Below are 15,387 nucleotides of genomic sequence, written 5' to 3'. Positions count from 1 at the left end.
TTCATCGTTCCTTGTTTTACGGTCCGTGTTCGGCAGGATCGACAGAAGACGCACCTGACGACGCGTATTGTCGGATTCCGTCTACCTTATTCCGAGAGGGGTTCGACGCGGAAGACGTAGTCGTCGTACGCACCGTCGAGGTTCGCCGGGCTTTCCTCGTCGGTGTGGCCTCGACAGAGTTCGGCCCGGGCCTCGACGGCTCCGTGGCCGGTCTCCTCTTGGTATCGCTCGAGGACGACGAAACTCGCCGGCTCGTCGCACCCGCGTCGGTGACACTGGCGAGGCGAGTCCGAAGTGCCACCGTTCGGGCGACGCGCAGCCGTCGTGTGCTGTTCGGCGTTCGTCCCAGGTGCCTCGCCTTGGTCGTCGGTCTCACCCGTCATACTGGAATAGACGGAAAGGATCGGGATAACGCTGTGGCCGGATCTCGAGTGGTGGCTCGAGGTCTCGAATCAGCGAGTGGTCGCCTGAGCGGGAACTGAAACGAAAAAGGCACCGTCGCTACTCGTCCTGGCTGTGTTCGCGGAGGACCGTCGAGACGGTGGTGAGGACCCTCTCGATGGCGACGTCGTGCGTCTTTCTAAGCTCCCCGTCCTGTGCCTCGCTGAGGTGTCGAATCGCCTCTCGAAGGTGGTGCTCGGTTTCCTGATCAGCGTGTTCAGTCATAGGGACCAGCGAGGACGAGGTAACGGACTCGAGTGGTTAAGTTCGTTGGTGGGGGTGATCAGTGGGGTCGATGGCTGTGGAGGTTAGGCAAGTGCGTCGCGAACAGCCGCCGTTCGCTCCGAAAACGTCGCGTCGTCGAGCACCGGCGTTGCCGACTCGAGGGACACGTCGACAGCCTCCTCGAGGGAGATCCAGGCCCGACAGCCGCGATAGCTACCCCGTTCCTCGATGAAGCGAGGGGACTCGAGTTCGCTCACTCGAAGCACAAGTACGCGGAGGTCGTCGTCCGGATCGTACTTGTCTCGCAGGCCATCAGGGGTGTAGACGTAGTGTCTGGCGAGGGCCCCGAGGTCATCACTCGAGACGGCGTGCTCCTCGCAAACCTCGGCGACGGCTCGAATGGGGATTCCCGCGTCCGGTTTCGTACTCGCACGGTGGTAGTAGTGTTCGTACCGAGACTGGTACCGAGTCGGCTCCTGATGGCTGTAGGATGGGTACAACGCGAACGGCTCGTCGATCGTTCCCGGATCGAGCGTCGGGTGGCGAACGAGGACTGTCTGGGTTCCCTCGAGTAAGGCGTTCACGACGCCGGCGCGCTCTTTCAGTGCGGGTCTCGCGTCGGTCGTCGCGGTCCGCGTCTCCGTGTCGCTCATGGCTGGTATCCGAGTGCAGACGGCCGACCCCCAACTCGATTTCGGTCCCGCCCCGCAGTCGAGGCGGCGCTGCCAGCACCGACGGATTCAAGTTCAGTTGTCCGAACGAAACCAATAATGAACGGATTCGTCCTCGGCGGTGTCAGCTCTGGTGTCGGGAAAACGGTCGCGACGCTCTCTATCGTCCAGGCGCTCGAGGACGCGGGCTATTCGGTCCAGCCGGCGAAAGCCGGACCGGATTTCATCGACTCGAGCCACCACGAGGCGATCGCGGGACGCCCCTCACGCACGCTCGACCTGTGGCTCTGTGGCGAGGACGGTCTTAAGCGGAACTACCAGCGCGGCGAGGGAGACATTTGTGTCGTCGAGGGCGTGATGGGACTGTACGACGGCGACGGCTCGAGTACGGCGATGGTCGCCGAGGCGCTCGACGTTCCCGTCGTGCTCGTCGTCGACGCGAAGGCGGGCATGGAGAGCGTGGCTGCGACGGCGCTGGGGTTCCAGCGCTACGCCAAGACGATCGGTCGCGACGTCGAGGTTGCCGGCATCGTCGCCCAGCGCGCTCACGGTGGTCGCCACGAACAAGGGATTCGTGACGCGCTTCCGGACGATCTCGAGTTCTTCGGACGCATCCCGCCGAACCCCGACCTCGAGATTCCGGATCGGCATCTGGGTCTCGAGATGGGCGAGGAGGCCGCGCTGCCGCGAGAGGCACTCCGAGAGGCGGCGGAGACGCTCGAGGCCGAGCGACTGGCCGCGATGGCGAGCGAACCAGCCCCACCCGACACGCCCTCGGAACCGAAACCGTGGGTCGACGCGCGCGTCGCCGTCGCCGGCGACGCGGCCTTCTGCTTTCGGTATCCCGCGACGCTCGAGCGATTTCGCGAGCGAGCGGAACTTGTCACGTTCTCGCCGGTCGCGGGCGACTCGGTTCCCGAGTGTGACGGCGTCTATCTGCCCGGCGGGTATCCCGAACTCCACGCCGCGGAACTCGAGTCCGCGGGGACGCTCTCGGAACTCGGCCGGCGTGCGAGTGAGGGCCTCCCCGTTCTGGGCGAGTGTGGCGGGCTGATGGCGATGGGCCAGTCGCTGACGACGGCGGAAGGAGACCACCACGAGATGGCGGGCATTCTCCCCGCCGACGTGACCATGCACGAGCGCTATCAGGCGCTGGATCACGTCGAACTCGAGGCGAGTACGGGAACGCTGACTGCACCAGCAGGCGAGACGATTCGCGGTCACGAGTTCCACTACTCGAGTGCTGCCGTCGACGGCGATGCCCGCTTCGCGTTCGAAACGGTTCGCGGCGACGGTATCGACGGCGAACACGACGGGTTACTGGAGTACGATTCGCTGGGGACCTACGTTCACGTCCACCCCGAGAGCGGCGCGTTCGATCGGTTTCTCGAGCAACTCGACGCGTAACTCGAGGCGGTAAAACAACTGACTTGAACGGGCTAGGTGTTTTGTTAGCAACACTAATAAGGAACTGCCTGGTGGTAGAAGTATGCCAATTGATTACAGTAACCGTGAGAAGTCCTACGAACTGTACCGAAAGGGCAAACGGGAGGGAACCTGGGACCCGGATCACTACGATCTCGAGGCCGACAAGGAAGACTGGGAGCAGTTTAGCGAAGCAGAACAGAACCGGTTCCTGGCGACCTGTGCCGGGTTTTACGACGGTGAAGAGGACGTCACGCGAACGCTCGCACCGTACATGATGGCACTCGACGCACTCGACAACGACGAGATGCCCTTCGACACCGTCCAAGAGGAGATGTATCTGGCCCAGCAGGTCTACGAGGAGGCCAAACACACGGACCTGTTCAGTCGCTACTTCGAGGAGGTCTTCGGGACGCAGAATACCGATCCCTACCGCGAAGGGGGCTACCAGGAACACGGATACAGCACGGACAACTTGTACGATACCGCAGACGAACTGCTGGCAGCGATCAACAGTGGCGACCAGCAGGAACTGGTCTACTCACTCGGCGAAGCCTACCTGAACTACATGGGCATCGTCGAGGCGCAACTCGCTCGCGGCGGCTACCTCTCGTTCGACCAAATGATCGACTTGAAAGCCAAAGAGATGGGCCGGGAAATCGTCCTCGAGTCGTTCCAGGAATCGATCGGAAAGGTCCGACAGGACGAGACGCGTCACATCGAGAACGGGCGCTGGGTGATGAAACAACTCGCCATCGCCGAACCCGACATCGTCCACGACGTCTACGAGCCCCGGATCGAGGAGTACGTCGAGAACCGCCTCCTCGCTGCGGCTCCGATGGAGATGCCCTTCGAGGGCTACGATCAGGCGAAAATCGGCAAGCAGACGACGCAGTACCTGCAGGATACGATCGACTACATCGGTCGCGAGCGCTTCGAGGAGTACAGCGACGTCAAGCAGGTCGTGCAGACGGCACGCGCCGCGGACTGATCGACTCGTCTCGTTTCTTCCCCAGCGATACCACCTGCTTCGAGCGGCAGTGCCGCACGCCCAAGTAGCCACTTCAGTTGCGCTACCTCAACTACACTTTGACAATGTAGATTGTTCTACCACAAACAAAATTGTTTTAGGAGAGGACTCTGTTCACTCAGGTGATGCCACCCATCGCGCTCCCACACGACGCGAAGGCCGGGCCCACCAAGCCTGAGGTCCGCGCCGTCGTCCACTCGAAGCTCGCACTCGAGGACGGCGATCACTTCGCGGAGGTCGGCTCCTGTACGGGAGCCATCACGATCGACGCCGCACGCCGAGCCGGAGAAGTGACGGCACTCGAGCGAAAGGCAGAACGACTCGAGACGACGGAGAAGAACCTCGCAGCGAACGAGGAGTCCCTTCAAGCGGACGTCGAATTACGAAACGAGGAAGCACCGACTGGGCTGCCAGACGACGCCGACGCCCTCTTTCTCGGCGGCAGCCGAAACTTCGAGGCCGTTCTCGATCACGCCGTCGACACCGAGGTCGACCGAATCGTGATGAACGTCTCGCGACTCGAGGTCGCGGGGAAGGCGACGGAAGCCTTTCGCGAGCGAGAGATCCTCGAGGAAGTCGTCCAGTTTCAGGTGAGTCACGGCTACGAACTCGCCGGTGCGACGAGCTTTAATTCCGAGAATCCAGTGTACATGCTGGTCGGAAGCGCGACGACGGATTCGGACGGCGAGACGGAAGCCGAGCAGCGAGGTGATGAGAAGTGACGCTCTACGGCGTCGGACTTGGCCCCGGCGAATCCGACCTCGTGACCGTTCGCGGGAAGCAGGTGCTCGAGGACTGTGATATCGTCTACTCGCCGGGTCGCCTCTCGCGAAGCGTCGCCCTTGAGCACGTCGACGAGTCGAAAATTGGGGACCTCGACTTCCCGATGACGAAAGACGAAGAGAAGCTTCGCGCGGCGTGGAAGAAGGCTGCGGCCGAAATCGCCCCGAACGCACGGGAGGGTGACGTCGCCTTCGTCACGCTGGGCGATCCGAACGTCTACTCGACCTTCGGGCACCTGCGCCGGACGATCGACGCGTTCCATCCCGATGTAGAACTCGAGATCGTCCCTGGGGTCAGTGCGGTGACGGCCTTCGCGACCGCGATGGGCGTCGAGATCGAAGCCGGTGCGGGACTTTCCCTTCGCGAGGCCGCGAACGGCCACAGCCCGACGGGGCCGGATCGCATGATCTGCTTCAAGGTCACCGACGCGCCGGCGACCCACGAGGGGCTCCTCGAAGCGGGCTACGACGTGACCTACGGCCGTCGACTGTTCATGGAACAAGGCGAGACCCTCGTCACCGACGATCCAGAGGAGATCGACGAACGCGATTACTACACGCTCGCCTACGCCGTAAAGGAGGATCTCGAGGTCGAGCAGGCGACGGCTGCCTTCGAGACGGAGGCCGAAAGCAGCGAGCATGGCGCGAGCGAGGACGAATCGACGGCGAGCGAGGAGCCGTTGGCAGACGGCGGAGCAGTAGTGACGGAAGAAATCGCCGAGGGTTGCACCCACGGCGACTGCGGAGGCCACTGAGAATGACGGAGACAACTACGAACGACGACGCTGCGAGACCGGTTGCAACGGATGGAGGCGACGACCCCCAGCAGGCGATCGACGCCCAGGGCGAACGTCGCCGCGAGGAACTGGACGACCGAATTTTCGAACACAACGCCGGCGACGAACAGGAGGGAATCCCCTTCGTCGGCGCTGGCCCCGGCAACCCGCGGCTGCTGACGGTCGCCGGAAAAGAACTGCTCGAGAGAGCAGACCTCGTCGTTCACGCCGGTTCGCTGGTCAACAGTAAGTTGCTCGAGGAGTACTGCGCCCACGCGGAACTCGTGAACTCGGTGGGCAAGGACCTCGAGGAACTGATCCCGCTGATGCGGGACGCCTACGAAGACGGCGAGAACGTGGTCCGCCTGCACAGCGGCGATCCCGCGATTTACGGCGCTGCACTCGAGCAGATGGACGCCCTCGAGCATGAGGACGTCCCGACATACTTCGTGCCTGGCGTGACGTCTGCGTTTGCGGCGAGCGCGACGCTGCGAACCCAACTGACGCTGAACGAGGTCTCGAATCACGTCGCGTTCACCCGGCCACAGGGCAAGACCCTGACCGAGGAGGAAGACCACATCTCCGACTTCGTCGGGATGGGCGACGTGACGAGTTGTATCTACCTCGGCACCCACGCCGTTCGCGATACGATGGATCGCCTGCTCGAGGACGGCCACGACCCCGAAACGCCGGTCGGCGTGATCTACCACGCCTCCTGGCCCGACGAGGACGTCATCGTCGGAACAGTCGGCACTATTGCAGATAAGGTAGAGGAGGCTGGCTATCGGGCCTCGGCGATGGTGGTTATCGGTGATGCAGTCACGGGTGCCGGTTACGAGCGGTCGTTCCTCTACGGAGATTGGGCGAATCGAGGCTCCTCGGGGAATTCGGGCGAGAATACGAGCGAACCGGAGGCGAGCGATGACTGAGATACACCGTAGTCGGTACAGCGAACACCCCGAAAGCCCCTGGCTCGCTCGACCAGTTGCGACTCGCTGTGGTCCTCGCTTCGCTGCGGTCCTTGCGTCGCCTCACCGGACCGACCGAGCCAGCCCCTTTCAGTCCCACCTCGGAAGTGGATTGGACGGGTCGATAGGACGTAGACAGGACAATTTCGGTACGAGAGAGGTTTCAACATGAGTTCAGGAACGAAGAATACGGACGAGACGGACGACTCGAGCACTGACTCCGGCGGCCACTGTTCGACGGCCGATTCGGACGGTGAAGTCGCAGAAGAGATCGCGATCATCTCCTTCGGGCGGAAGATGGAGACCGCCGAGGAGATCGAGGCCGAAATCGGCGATCGCTACGAAGCGATCGACATTATCGAATACCACGGGACGGTGTTCGAGGAGCACTGGGGCGAGTACGACTGCTTCATCGGCCTCATGGCCTCGGGGATCGCGATGCGAAAGACGGCCCATCTGCTCGACGACAAGTGGGAGGACCCCGCGATCTGCGTCGTCGACGAGGAACTCACGTGGGCCATCCCGATCACGGGCGGCCACCACGGTGCAAATCAGGTCGCACAGGATCTGGCGACGATGGGCGCGATTCCGGCGATGACGACCGCGAGCGAGGCCGCGGGCAAGCAGGGCGTCGAGTCCCGCGCGAAGGCGATGGACACCCACGTCGTCAACGGCGATTCGACGGTGAAGACGAACCTCGCCGTGTTGGACGACAATCTGGGTCCCGTGGAGCGACTCGAGGGCCCCAAGGCCGTTCTCGTCGGCGACGACGTGACGGTCCTCAAGCGCAACATGCAGGATGGAATCGTCATCGGCACCGGCAGCGTCTCCGGCGCGAGCACGGAGTCGTTCGTCGCAGCCTGGGAGGAAGCACTCGAGCAAACGGACTACGACTTCTCAGACGTCGAGTTCGTCGGCACCGCGACCCGGAAAGAAGAGGAGGAAGGGTTGCTCGAGGCCGCCCAGGAACTCGACCTCGGCGTGGTCGCCTTCGACAAGGAAACGCTCCTCGAGCACGAGGGGCCGACGCCTTCGAAATCGAAGGAGCTGATCGGCTGGCCAGGCGTCTCGGAGGCGAGCGCGATTGCGGGGAGTGCCGAACAAGAACTGGTCCTCGAGAAGATCGGTTACGAAAACGAGGTTACGGTGGCGATTGGCCGATGAGCACCGAGAACGCGAGTTCCGATACAGGAGGGACCCCCGACGACCACGGCACCCTCTACGTCGTTGGCATCGGGCCCGGCCTCCCAGATCACATGACCGCGAAGGCAAAGCAGGTCATCGAATCCTCGGAGGTCGTCATCGCCTCGAGTCTCTACCAGGAGTTCCTGCGCGATGACGGGACCCTGCTGCCGGAGGAAGAGACGGACGAGGACGGGATTGCAGTCCGGGACGACGGTTTCGAACAGGAAATCGTCCGCTCGACGATGGGTCGGCAGATCGAACTCGCCCGCGCGGCGTTCGACTACGTCCGTGAGGGGAAAGATGTCGCCCACGTTTCGGGCGGCGACCCATCCGTCTACGGCAAGTCGGACCTCATCTTCAAGATGGCCGAGGAGGAGGACGCGACGGACGTGCCGATCGAGATCGTCCCCGGAATCACGGCGGCACTAGGCGGCTCAGCCAACGTCGGCGCGCCACTGTGCAACGATTTCTGTACGATCTCGCTGTCGGACAAGTGGCGCGGCTGGGACGAGATCGAGGAGAAGCTTCGCGCAGCCGCCATCTCCGATTTCGTGATCGTCCTCTACAACTGCTGGCGAAACTACGAACAGGCCGTCGAGATCGTGAGAGAAGAACGAACCGACGACGCCTTCGTAGCCATCGTCAACGACGCCGGCCGGGAAGACGCCGGCCGCAACGGCGAGAGCGAGTTCGTCACCACCCTCGGCGAGGCCGCCGACCACGACGACAAGGTCTCCGGGATGGGCACCTCGCTGATCATCGGCAACCACGAGACCGAAACCTGGCGCAACGACGACCGAACGTACCTCGTCACCCCCCGCGGCGGGCGTGACGTCGACGACTTCTGAGACACCAACCGACACACGACACCCAACCATGAGCACGGATACCAACGCAGACGCCGACGAATCGACCTCCAAATGCGGTGCCTCGAGCACCGCCGAAACCGGGAGTGAATCCGAGGCCTCGAGCACCTCGAAGTGCGGAGCGTCCTCGAGCGACTCGGACGACTCGGGCTCGAAGTGCGGTGCCTCGAGTTCGTCCGCATCCTCGTCTTCGGGTTCGAAGTGTGGCGCTTCGAGTTCGGACGACGACTCGAGCAGCAACGAACAGGAAGTCGGCGCGAAAGTCGACGACTTCGACGCCGACCCTGGCCAGCTAACCGCCGTCGGTCTCGGCCCCGGTCACGCGGAGGGGATGACCGAACGCGCGAAGACGGCGTTGCTCGAGGCCGATCACATCGTCGGCTACACGACCTACATTGAACTCATTCCGGACGAGATCACCGAGCAGGCCGACGAGATCTACGATACGCCGATGTGCGGCGAGGTCTCCCGAACCGAGGAGTCCATCGACCGCACGCTCGCGGGCAACGACGTCGCCATCGTCGGCAGCGGTGACCCGAACGTCTACGCGCTCGCTGGACTGGCACTCGAGATCCTCGAGTCGAAGGGCGCGACGGCCTCGATGGTCGACTTCGACGTGATTCCGGGCGTGCCGGCGGCCCAATCCTGTGCGGCCCGCCTGGGTGCGCCGCTGGTGAACGACACCGTTTCGGTCTCCTTGTCGGATCACCTGGTTCCGATGCCCGAGATCGAATCGCGCCTGCACTCCGTCGCGAGTGAGAGCTTTACGATCACGATTTACAATCCGTGGAGTCGCAAGCGTCGCGACAACTTCCAGAAGTGCTGTGAGATCCTGCTGACCCACCGAGAGGAAGACACGCCGGTTGGCATCGTCCACGGCGCGGGTCGCGAGGACGAACAGGTGATGATCACCGAACTCGCCGAACTCGAGGAGTTAGGCGAGAGCGAGATCATCGACATGACGACGACCATCGTCGTCGGCACCGAGGACACCTACGTCTGGGACGACCGGATGGTCACGCCGCGGGGCTACGAGACGAAGTACGACTACTGATCCAACGACCCGACCAGCGAACACACCTAATCCACAATGCCACGATACGAAGTCACAATCGAGAAAGACGCCTGCGACGGCATCTTCGCCTGCCTGACGCGAGACCCGCGATTCGTCGAGGGCGAAGACGGCCTCGCGACGGTCGATCCGAGCGCGGATCCCGTCTACGACTGCGAAGGCGAGGTCACCGACAACGCAGAACGCGTCGTCGCCACGTTCGACGACGACCGCATCGACGAAGCGAAGCAGGCCGCTGCAGCCTGTCCGACGGACGCGATTATCGTCGAAGAGGTGGGCAAATGAGCGAAACCGAACGGCAAGTCGAAGTCCCAGTCGACCCGCTCGCTGGCCACCCAGCGTCGGCGTACCTCTGGGGCCACGTCGCCGGGAGCGGGAACGTTTCCGATACCGGTATCGAGGTCGTCACCAACGACGACGAGTCCGCACGGGTGCTCGCAGCCGTCGCAGGCGGCGCCGTCGCACACGAGACGACCAGCCGAGACTACGCGCACGATACGTCGATCACCCGAACGGAGGACGAGTACACGCTCTCGGTCGGCGGGGATAAGAACGGTAGCGACTCCGCGCTGCTGGGACGCAGCGGCGCACTGGGCCTCCCCGTCGACGGCCGCGGACACTACCGCTTCGGAGCCTTCTCGAGTCACGACCGAGAACTCCTTCGAGGGGTGCTCGAGGGCTGTGGCACCATCTGCTTCAAGTCCTCGAGCGGGACGGTCGGCATCTCGTTCGTCCACGAGGATCGAGAGTTACTCGAGTTAGTACAGGAGCTGATCGACGACTGTCCCGTGGACGCGCCCTACGGCGACCTCGGGGAGACCTCCTCGGGTGACTACTGGTTCGGCGTCGACGACGAGGCCGCCCCCGCCTTCGGGACGTGGCTCTACGAAAACTGCGAGGAGACCGGCCTGTTCGCACCGAGTCGACGACGCAAACTCGAGGCGAGCCTCGAGCAGGCAGACGCGTACGACGACTAACGATTTCGACCCACTACCACGATGAGCACACCCGACGAGTCACGATCCGCGATGTCGACGGCCGCCTTCGACGACGAGGCCGTTCTCCTGGTCGGCCACGGCTCGCGTCGAGAGAAGTCGAACGAACAGGTGCGCGAACTCGCAGCGGACCTCGAGTCCCGTCTCGGCATTCCGGCCGACGCCGCCTTTCTCGAACTCGCAGAGCCCTCGATCGACGACGCCCTCGCCGGGCTCGCACCGGTCGCCTCGCAGGTGACGATCGTCCACTGCTCGCTGTTCGCCGCGAGTCACGTCAAGAACGACGTGCCACTGGCCATCGAGCAGGCCCGCGGGCGATACGACCTCGAGATCGATAATGGGGCGCACCTCGGAATACACCCCGCGATCTTGGACCTGCTGGACGACCGGGCTGGCGCGGTCGAGACCGAACTTGGCGTCGACCGGACAGCGGACGACGTGGCCGTCGTGCTCTGTGGTCGAGGCTCGAGCGATCCGGACGCCAACGGCGACGTCCACAAACTCGCACGACTGCTCTACGAGGGACGAGAGTTCGACCGCGTCGAGGCTTCGTTTATCGGCGTCACGGAGCCAACGCTCGAGGAGAGCCTCCACGGACTCTCGAAGCACCGGCCCGATGCTGTCGTCGTCTTGCCGTACATGCTCGGCGACGGGGTGTTGACCCAGCGGGTTCGCGACTGGACGAGCGAGTTCGACGACGAGTACCCCTACGTCGACGCGCTGGCGGGGGATCCGTTGGGAACCGACTCCCGACTGCTCGACGTTTTCGCCGATCGCTGGCAAGAAGCGCGCAGCGACAGCGTGGAGATGTCCTGTGACACCTGTAAGTACAAGGTCGACCTCGAGGGCTACGAGGAAGACGTCGGCGGCGCTCGCGCCATGTTGCGCGCGCTGGCTCACCAGGACGCTCACGCGGATCGGGAGAACGTCGACGACGAACCCCACACCCACGACGCCCCCGCGAAGCACGTCACGGTCTGTACGAATCGGACGTGTGCCGACATGGGCGCTCCCGCGGTGCTCGAACGGTTGCGACAGGAAGCCAGAGACTCCGAGCACTGCGACGCACGGATCACGCGCTCGTCCTGTCTGGGACGCTGTGGCGACGGACCGATGGTCGCCGTCTATCCGGACGGTATCTGGTACGGCGACGTCTCGAGCGAGGACGCAGAGCGAATCGTCGGGGACCACCTCGATCGCGACCGAATCGTGAGCGAACTGGTCGACCAGACGCTTTGAGAGACGAATAGCACGCTAACCACGAACTTCGACATCCAGACCGACGACAACGAAGCACAACTATGAGCTGCCACGAAATCGAAGCGCTGCGACTCGGATTGATGAACGTCCTCGGCGTCGGGGACCAACACGCCCGCGATCACGCGGAGAAAGAACTCGAGGGTCATCTCGAGGGACCGATCGAGGCCCTCGTCGAGGCTGAAAGCCTGACGGCGATCGAACGCCATCTCGACGCGGCGCTAGTCGACCTCGAGGAGGAGGTCGCCGAAATGGACCGCGACGATCCCGAATACGATTACACGCGAGGTCGGCTGCTCGAGGTGCGAAACGCCGAGCGAGCGATCAAGCGCCTTCGGGTGCAAAGTGAGAGCATCGTCGACGGGCTCGGGGAGGCCCACGACACGCTGCACGAAATCTTCCCAACCGAGGAGTGAGAATGGCTGAAACCGCTGACACCGACCGAGACGGCCCGACGGACGGACGGGAGACCCTCGCGTTCCAGTCGGTCCCCCTCGGCGACATCGAGTCGGCTCGCAGTCGCCACATGTGGACCAGATCCGCGGTTCACGTTGCCGATGACGGCACCCTCGTCGTTACCGGCGAGTGGGACGGAACCGTCACCGCTCGAGCAGCCGGGTCCGAATCGCTCGAGACCCGCTGGTCGCTCACCCACCCGGAGCACGCGGTCGGGATCACGACGCTCGAGGACGGTGGAACTGCCGAGACGGTCGTCGTCGCCGGACGCGGCGACACGGGAACCATTGCGGCCTACGACGCGACGACGGGCGACCAACGCTGGCGCTACGACACCGTCGACGACCTCGGCGAAGCCGTCAAAGACACAATCTTCTACCTCCCCTACGTCGTCGACCTCGAGGTCGCTCCCGACGGTGAAACGCTTTACGCCGCCGCGAGACGGTACGAACGCGACGGCGAGACGCGCCAGTGGCACAGCACCGTCTACGCGTTCGCCGCCGACGGCTCGGTTCGCTGGACGTACGAAACCGACGCCTCGCCCATCGCGCTGGATATAGACGCCAGCGGGGAACGACTCGCAGTGGGATACAACCGCTGTATGGGCGACCACGACACCGGACTCGTCGTCCTCGAGACGGAATCAGGAGGGCTCGAGTGGACCTGGGACCCGGGGACGGACGGTGACCGCCGCGTCGGTGACGTCTCCTTCGACGGCGATTCGATCGCGGTCTCGAGTCACGGCGACAAACGCGGCTACCTGCTCGGACCCGGCGGCGCGGAACGCTGGCACGTCGACCTCGCAGTCGAAACCGAACGTGAGGGAGAGACCCTCTATGCGTACCCGAACCACGCCGTCGCGAGCGACGGGACGGTGTCGTTCGTGACTGGGAACACCTACGCCGTCGGCGCTCGAGAAACTGAACACCGACATCCACACGAGCACCGTCTCGCGACGTTCGACGCCGACGGCGAACTCCTGTGGGCCGACGGCGTCCAGGGGTTCGTTCACGGCCTCGCAACGGACGGCGAAACGGTCGTGACGCCGTGTGCCCAGAACTTCCGTGTTCGCGACCCCGACACCCACGCCGTTCGTTGGTTCGACCGTAAGTCTGGCTCTCGTGGCGTCGAACCGTTCGAGGGCATCGCCACGGCTTGTGCGTTGGCCGGGAACACGCTCGCAGCAATCGAAGAGCCCGTGACGTACCACGACGAGGATCGGACGCGCGGGGAGTACGCACTCCATATCGTTACCCTCGAGTAATACACGTCGTCACCCTCGAGTAACATCGGCACAGATCGACTCGTTCTCGCGGTTTCGACTCCGACAGTCAGGACGCCGTTGATGTCGTCTACCCTCGGTTATCGACCTGCTCGAGAGTCGCACACGCAAGGCCAATTACCACAGTGCCGACTGTTGTGCGTATTCTCGTATAATGACAACGGGTCTGGGAGATGATGACTCTGCGGAGTGTCTGGCTTCCGCGACGGATACAGACACCTCGAGTCATCGTTATGGCGACGGCGGCGAAGAGCGTTCGGTCACCCGACTAGTGACCGACGGCGGACAGGCAGAGCTCTCGGAAGAGTCCGAGAGTGAAGAACAATCCGAATCGGAGTCGGACGACGCGGACGCGGAAACCGACGACGGTGACGACGTGGAGGCAGAGACCGACGAATCGGACGAGACCGAAGCGGCGGACGACGAATCGACCGACGACTCCGCGGACGGACGTGGCGAAGACGAATTCGACGAAGACGCAGAAAGTGAAACGGACTCCGACGAGGACGAATCCGAGGAAGACACAGAAAGTGAAACGGAATCCAACGAGGACGAAACGGAGGCCGACGACGCAGATTCGGACGACGGAGACGAAGAATCTGAAGACTACCACGTCGAAGACGCTGACGACGTGTACGAAGGAGACGAGGCATCCGGCGTGCTTCACCTCGATCTCGACGGTCTCTTTCTCGATTTGCTCGGCCTCGAGGTCAATCTGAATCCGGTCACGCTCGACGTGTCTGCTCGCCCGGGGGAGAATAACCTACTCGGGAACCTGCTTTCGGCCGTCAGCGGGCTTCTGGACAGCACGATGTCGATCCCGGACAAGATCAAATCGATACTCGGGAAGCCCGTGGAATTGCTCAAGGGGGTACTCGAGAAGCCACGACAGTTACTCGAGAGCTTCGGCGGGAAGCTCAAAGGCCTTCTCAGCACGCTGGTGAGCAAACCGAAAGAATTGCTCTCCAGGTTCGCGAGCAAGCTGAAGGAACTGCTCAGTACGCTCGCGAGCAAGCCAAAAGCGCTACTCAGCAAACTCTTCGGTATCGGCGAGTCGGACGAAGAGGCTGCTGGGGACGACGAAGATGAGGAAGCGGAGTCCGAGATGGACGACGAGGACGACACCGAGGAGTCAGCGGACGAAGACGCCGAATCGGACAGCCGAATCAGGGCTGCCGGAAGCTGGCTCAGAGAGAAACTGGCCGGATTGATTCCGGGGTCGCCACTCGAGGACCTCATTTCGATCGTCCTCGAGCAGGCGATCGAACAGGTACTCAAGCAGTTAGAACCGGACCAACGAGCGGACGAATCGGGAGACGAATCTGACGCGCCGTCACAGGCGGAGGCCCAATAATGAGCGAACAATCCGAGTCACTGACCCAGCGAATCGACTATCAAAAGATCACCGAGAACATCGACGTTCACGAACTCGTCGAGGGGACCCAGTGGGAGGACGAAATCGACGACGACAAGCCACTCGGCGAGGCATTGGGCGGCCAACTCGGCGCGCTCATCGGTCGAAAGATCGGCGAATCGATCGGGGAGACGATTGGCGACATGATCGTCGACGAACTGCTCAGCCCCGACGAGGATGGGGACGAAGAGGCCGAAGCCGAAGACGACGAAGCGGCGGATGAGGACGAAGAGACTGAAGACGGCGAAGAATCGGAGGGCGAAGACGAGACGGCAGAAGACGGTGACGAGGAAGCAGAAGACGCAGACGAAGAAGACGACGAAGCCGAATCCGAGGACGAAACCGAGGAGGAAAGCGACGACGACGAATCAGCAACAGACGACGCCACTGAGGATGAGGAAAGCGACGACGCGGGCGAGGAATCGGCCGACGACTCGAGTGAACAGACGGAAGATGACGGCGAGGAAGCCGACAGCGAGGACGACTAATCATGCACGTAGACCAGCGTCTCGAGGGTAGAATCCCGAGTCCCACTCGAGGTG

General features: G+C 63.1%; 18 protein-coding genes. 15 read left to right on the top strand and 3 right to left on the bottom strand.

Features of this window, described 5'->3' with window-relative positions; all coding sequences use genetic code 11:
- Positions 1–86 precede the first annotated feature (86 nt).
- From BLW62_RS01770 to BLW62_RS01765, 3 genes are all read right to left on the bottom strand, one after another.
- Positions 87–383, bottom strand: a complete 297-nt coding sequence (locus BLW62_RS01770) for a hypothetical protein (protein WP_245726647.1) — start codon at positions 381–383, stop codon at positions 87–89.
- A 118-nt stretch (positions 384–501) separates the two neighbouring features.
- A complete protein-coding gene (locus BLW62_RS18460) occupies positions 502–666 on the bottom strand; it encodes a hypothetical protein (RefSeq protein ID WP_175459656.1) in 165 nt (54 codons plus the stop codon).
- Between the two features lie 83 nt (positions 667–749).
- The gene (locus BLW62_RS01765; protein ID WP_090504344.1) at positions 750–1,319 is read right to left on the bottom strand and encodes a DUF1802 family protein; all 570 of its coding nucleotides are present in this window, start codon (positions 1,317–1,319) and stop codon (positions 750–752) included.
- A gap of 117 nt (positions 1,320–1,436) precedes the next feature.
- On the opposite strand from BLW62_RS01765, the gene BLW62_RS01760 reads away from it, so the two are divergent.
- The 15 genes from BLW62_RS01760 (at position 1,437) to BLW62_RS01690 (ending at position 15,333) form a co-directional block, all read left to right on the top strand.
- On the top strand, positions 1,437–2,744 hold the full coding sequence (locus BLW62_RS01760; protein WP_090504341.1) for a cobyrinic acid a,c-diamide synthase: 1,308 nt from the start codon (positions 1,437–1,439) through the stop codon (positions 2,742–2,744).
- 82 nt (positions 2,745–2,826) lie between these two features.
- The gene (locus tag BLW62_RS01755; RefSeq protein ID WP_090504338.1) at positions 2,827–3,753 is read left to right on the top strand and encodes a ferritin family protein; all 927 of its coding nucleotides are present in this window, start codon (positions 2,827–2,829) and stop codon (positions 3,751–3,753) included.
- Between the two features lie 164 nt (positions 3,754–3,917).
- Entirely contained in the window at positions 3,918–4,514 is a 597-nt protein-coding gene (gene cbiT, locus BLW62_RS01750) for a precorrin-6Y C5,15-methyltransferase (decarboxylating) subunit CbiT (RefSeq protein WP_090504336.1), read from the top strand.
- A complete protein-coding gene (locus BLW62_RS01745; protein ID WP_090504332.1) occupies positions 4,511–5,329 on the top strand; it encodes a cobalt-factor II C(20)-methyltransferase in 819 nt (272 codons plus the stop codon). Before cbiT ends, BLW62_RS01745 begins: the two co-directional genes overlap by 4 nt.
- 2 nt (positions 5,330–5,331) lie before the next feature.
- Positions 5,332–6,279 (top strand): cobalt-precorrin-4/precorrin-4 C(11)-methyltransferase, encoded by a 948-nt coding sequence (locus BLW62_RS01740; protein WP_090504329.1) that lies wholly within the window; start codon positions 5,332–5,334, stop codon positions 6,277–6,279.
- A 207-nt stretch (positions 6,280–6,486) separates the two neighbouring features.
- Positions 6,487–7,482, top strand: a complete 996-nt coding sequence (cbiG, locus tag BLW62_RS01735) for a cobalt-precorrin 5A hydrolase (protein WP_090504326.1) — start codon at positions 6,487–6,489, stop codon at positions 7,480–7,482.
- On the top strand, positions 7,479–8,351 hold the full coding sequence (locus BLW62_RS01730; RefSeq protein ID WP_090504323.1) for a precorrin-3B C(17)-methyltransferase: 873 nt from the start codon (positions 7,479–7,481) through the stop codon (positions 8,349–8,351). The genes cbiG and BLW62_RS01730 overlap by 4 nt, the downstream gene beginning before the upstream one ends.
- Before the next feature lie 28 nt (positions 8,352–8,379).
- Complete coding sequence (cobJ, locus tag BLW62_RS01725) at positions 8,380–9,423, top strand: precorrin-3B C(17)-methyltransferase (RefSeq protein ID WP_090504319.1); 1,044 nt, start codon at positions 8,380–8,382, stop codon at positions 9,421–9,423.
- 36 nt (positions 9,424–9,459) lie between these two features.
- Complete coding sequence (locus BLW62_RS01720; RefSeq protein WP_090504316.1) at positions 9,460–9,726, top strand: ferredoxin; 267 nt, start codon at positions 9,460–9,462, stop codon at positions 9,724–9,726.
- Positions 9,723–10,418, top strand: a complete 696-nt coding sequence (locus tag BLW62_RS01715) for a cobalamin biosynthesis protein (protein WP_090504313.1) — start codon at positions 9,723–9,725, stop codon at positions 10,416–10,418. The genes BLW62_RS01720 and BLW62_RS01715 overlap by 4 nt, the downstream gene beginning before the upstream one ends.
- A 21-nt stretch (positions 10,419–10,439) precedes the next feature.
- Complete coding sequence (locus tag BLW62_RS01710; RefSeq protein ID WP_090504310.1) at positions 10,440–11,675, top strand: CbiX/SirB N-terminal domain-containing protein; 1,236 nt, start codon at positions 10,440–10,442, stop codon at positions 11,673–11,675.
- 62 nt (positions 11,676–11,737) lie between these two features.
- A complete protein-coding gene (locus BLW62_RS01705; RefSeq protein WP_090504307.1) occupies positions 11,738–12,109 on the top strand; it encodes a DUF3209 family protein in 372 nt (123 codons plus the stop codon).
- Between the two features lie 2 nt (positions 12,110–12,111).
- Positions 12,112–13,413 carry an outer membrane protein assembly factor BamB family protein gene (locus BLW62_RS01700; protein ID WP_090504304.1) on the top strand — a complete coding sequence of 434 codons (1,302 nt, stop codon included), beginning with the start codon at positions 12,112–12,114 and terminating at the stop codon, positions 13,411–13,413.
- Between the two features lie 172 nt (positions 13,414–13,585).
- Positions 13,586–14,785 (top strand): DNA polymerase V family protein, encoded by a 1,200-nt coding sequence (locus BLW62_RS01695; RefSeq protein WP_245726646.1) that lies wholly within the window; start codon positions 13,586–13,588, stop codon positions 14,783–14,785.
- Positions 14,785–15,333: a hypothetical protein gene (locus BLW62_RS01690; protein WP_090504302.1), complete on the top strand. Its 549-nt coding sequence runs from the start codon at positions 14,785–14,787 to the stop codon at positions 15,331–15,333. Before BLW62_RS01695 ends, BLW62_RS01690 begins: the two co-directional genes overlap by 1 nt.
- Positions 15,334–15,387: the final 54 nt, after the last annotated feature.

This window comes from Natronorubrum sediminis (assembly GCF_900108095.1).
GTDB lineage: Archaea > Halobacteriota > Halobacteria > Halobacteriales > Natrialbaceae > Natronorubrum > Natronorubrum sediminis.
The sequence above is the reverse complement of the archived record's forward strand: the minus strand, read 5'-3'. Positions and strand labels throughout refer to the sequence as shown.

Bases quoted from the DNA above. Each gene is read 5' to 3' on its own strand.
- cobJ (WP_090504319.1), top strand. From the start codon at position 8,380: ATGAGCACGGATACCAACGCAGACGCCGACGAATCGACCTCCAAATGC.
- BLW62_RS18460 (WP_175459656.1), bottom strand. From the start codon at position 666: ATGACTGAACACGCTGATCAGGAAACCGAGCACCACCTTCGAGAGGCG.
- cbiT (WP_090504336.1), top strand. From the start codon at position 3,918: ATGCCACCCATCGCGCTCCCACACGACGCGAAGGCCGGGCCCACCAAG.
- BLW62_RS01760 (WP_090504341.1), top strand. From the start codon at position 1,437: ATGAACGGATTCGTCCTCGGCGGTGTCAGCTCTGGTGTCGGGAAAACG.
- BLW62_RS01700 (WP_090504304.1), top strand. From the start codon at position 12,112: ATGGCTGAAACCGCTGACACCGACCGAGACGGCCCGACGGACGGACGG.
- BLW62_RS01765 (WP_090504344.1), bottom strand. From the start codon at position 1,319: ATGAGCGACACGGAGACGCGGACCGCGACGACCGACGCGAGACCCGCA.
- BLW62_RS01715 (WP_090504313.1), top strand. From the start codon at position 9,723: ATGAGCGAAACCGAACGGCAAGTCGAAGTCCCAGTCGACCCGCTCGCT.
- BLW62_RS01755 (WP_090504338.1), top strand. From the start codon at position 2,827: ATGCCAATTGATTACAGTAACCGTGAGAAGTCCTACGAACTGTACCGA.
- BLW62_RS01710 (WP_090504310.1), top strand. From the start codon at position 10,440: ATGAGCACACCCGACGAGTCACGATCCGCGATGTCGACGGCCGCCTTC.
- BLW62_RS01705 (WP_090504307.1), top strand. From the start codon at position 11,738: ATGAGCTGCCACGAAATCGAAGCGCTGCGACTCGGATTGATGAACGTC.
- cbiG (WP_090504326.1), top strand. From the start codon at position 6,487: ATGAGTTCAGGAACGAAGAATACGGACGAGACGGACGACTCGAGCACT.
- BLW62_RS01740 (WP_090504329.1), top strand. From the start codon at position 5,332: ATGACGGAGACAACTACGAACGACGACGCTGCGAGACCGGTTGCAACG.
- BLW62_RS01730 (WP_090504323.1), top strand. From the start codon at position 7,479: ATGAGCACCGAGAACGCGAGTTCCGATACAGGAGGGACCCCCGACGAC.
- BLW62_RS01720 (WP_090504316.1), top strand. From the start codon at position 9,460: ATGCCACGATACGAAGTCACAATCGAGAAAGACGCCTGCGACGGCATC.
- BLW62_RS01770 (WP_245726647.1), bottom strand. From the start codon at position 383: ATGACGGGTGAGACCGACGACCAAGGCGAGGCACCTGGGACGAACGCC.
- BLW62_RS01690 (WP_090504302.1), top strand. From the start codon at position 14,785: ATGAGCGAACAATCCGAGTCACTGACCCAGCGAATCGACTATCAAAAG.
- BLW62_RS01695 (WP_245726646.1), top strand. From the start codon at position 13,586: ATGACAACGGGTCTGGGAGATGATGACTCTGCGGAGTGTCTGGCTTCC.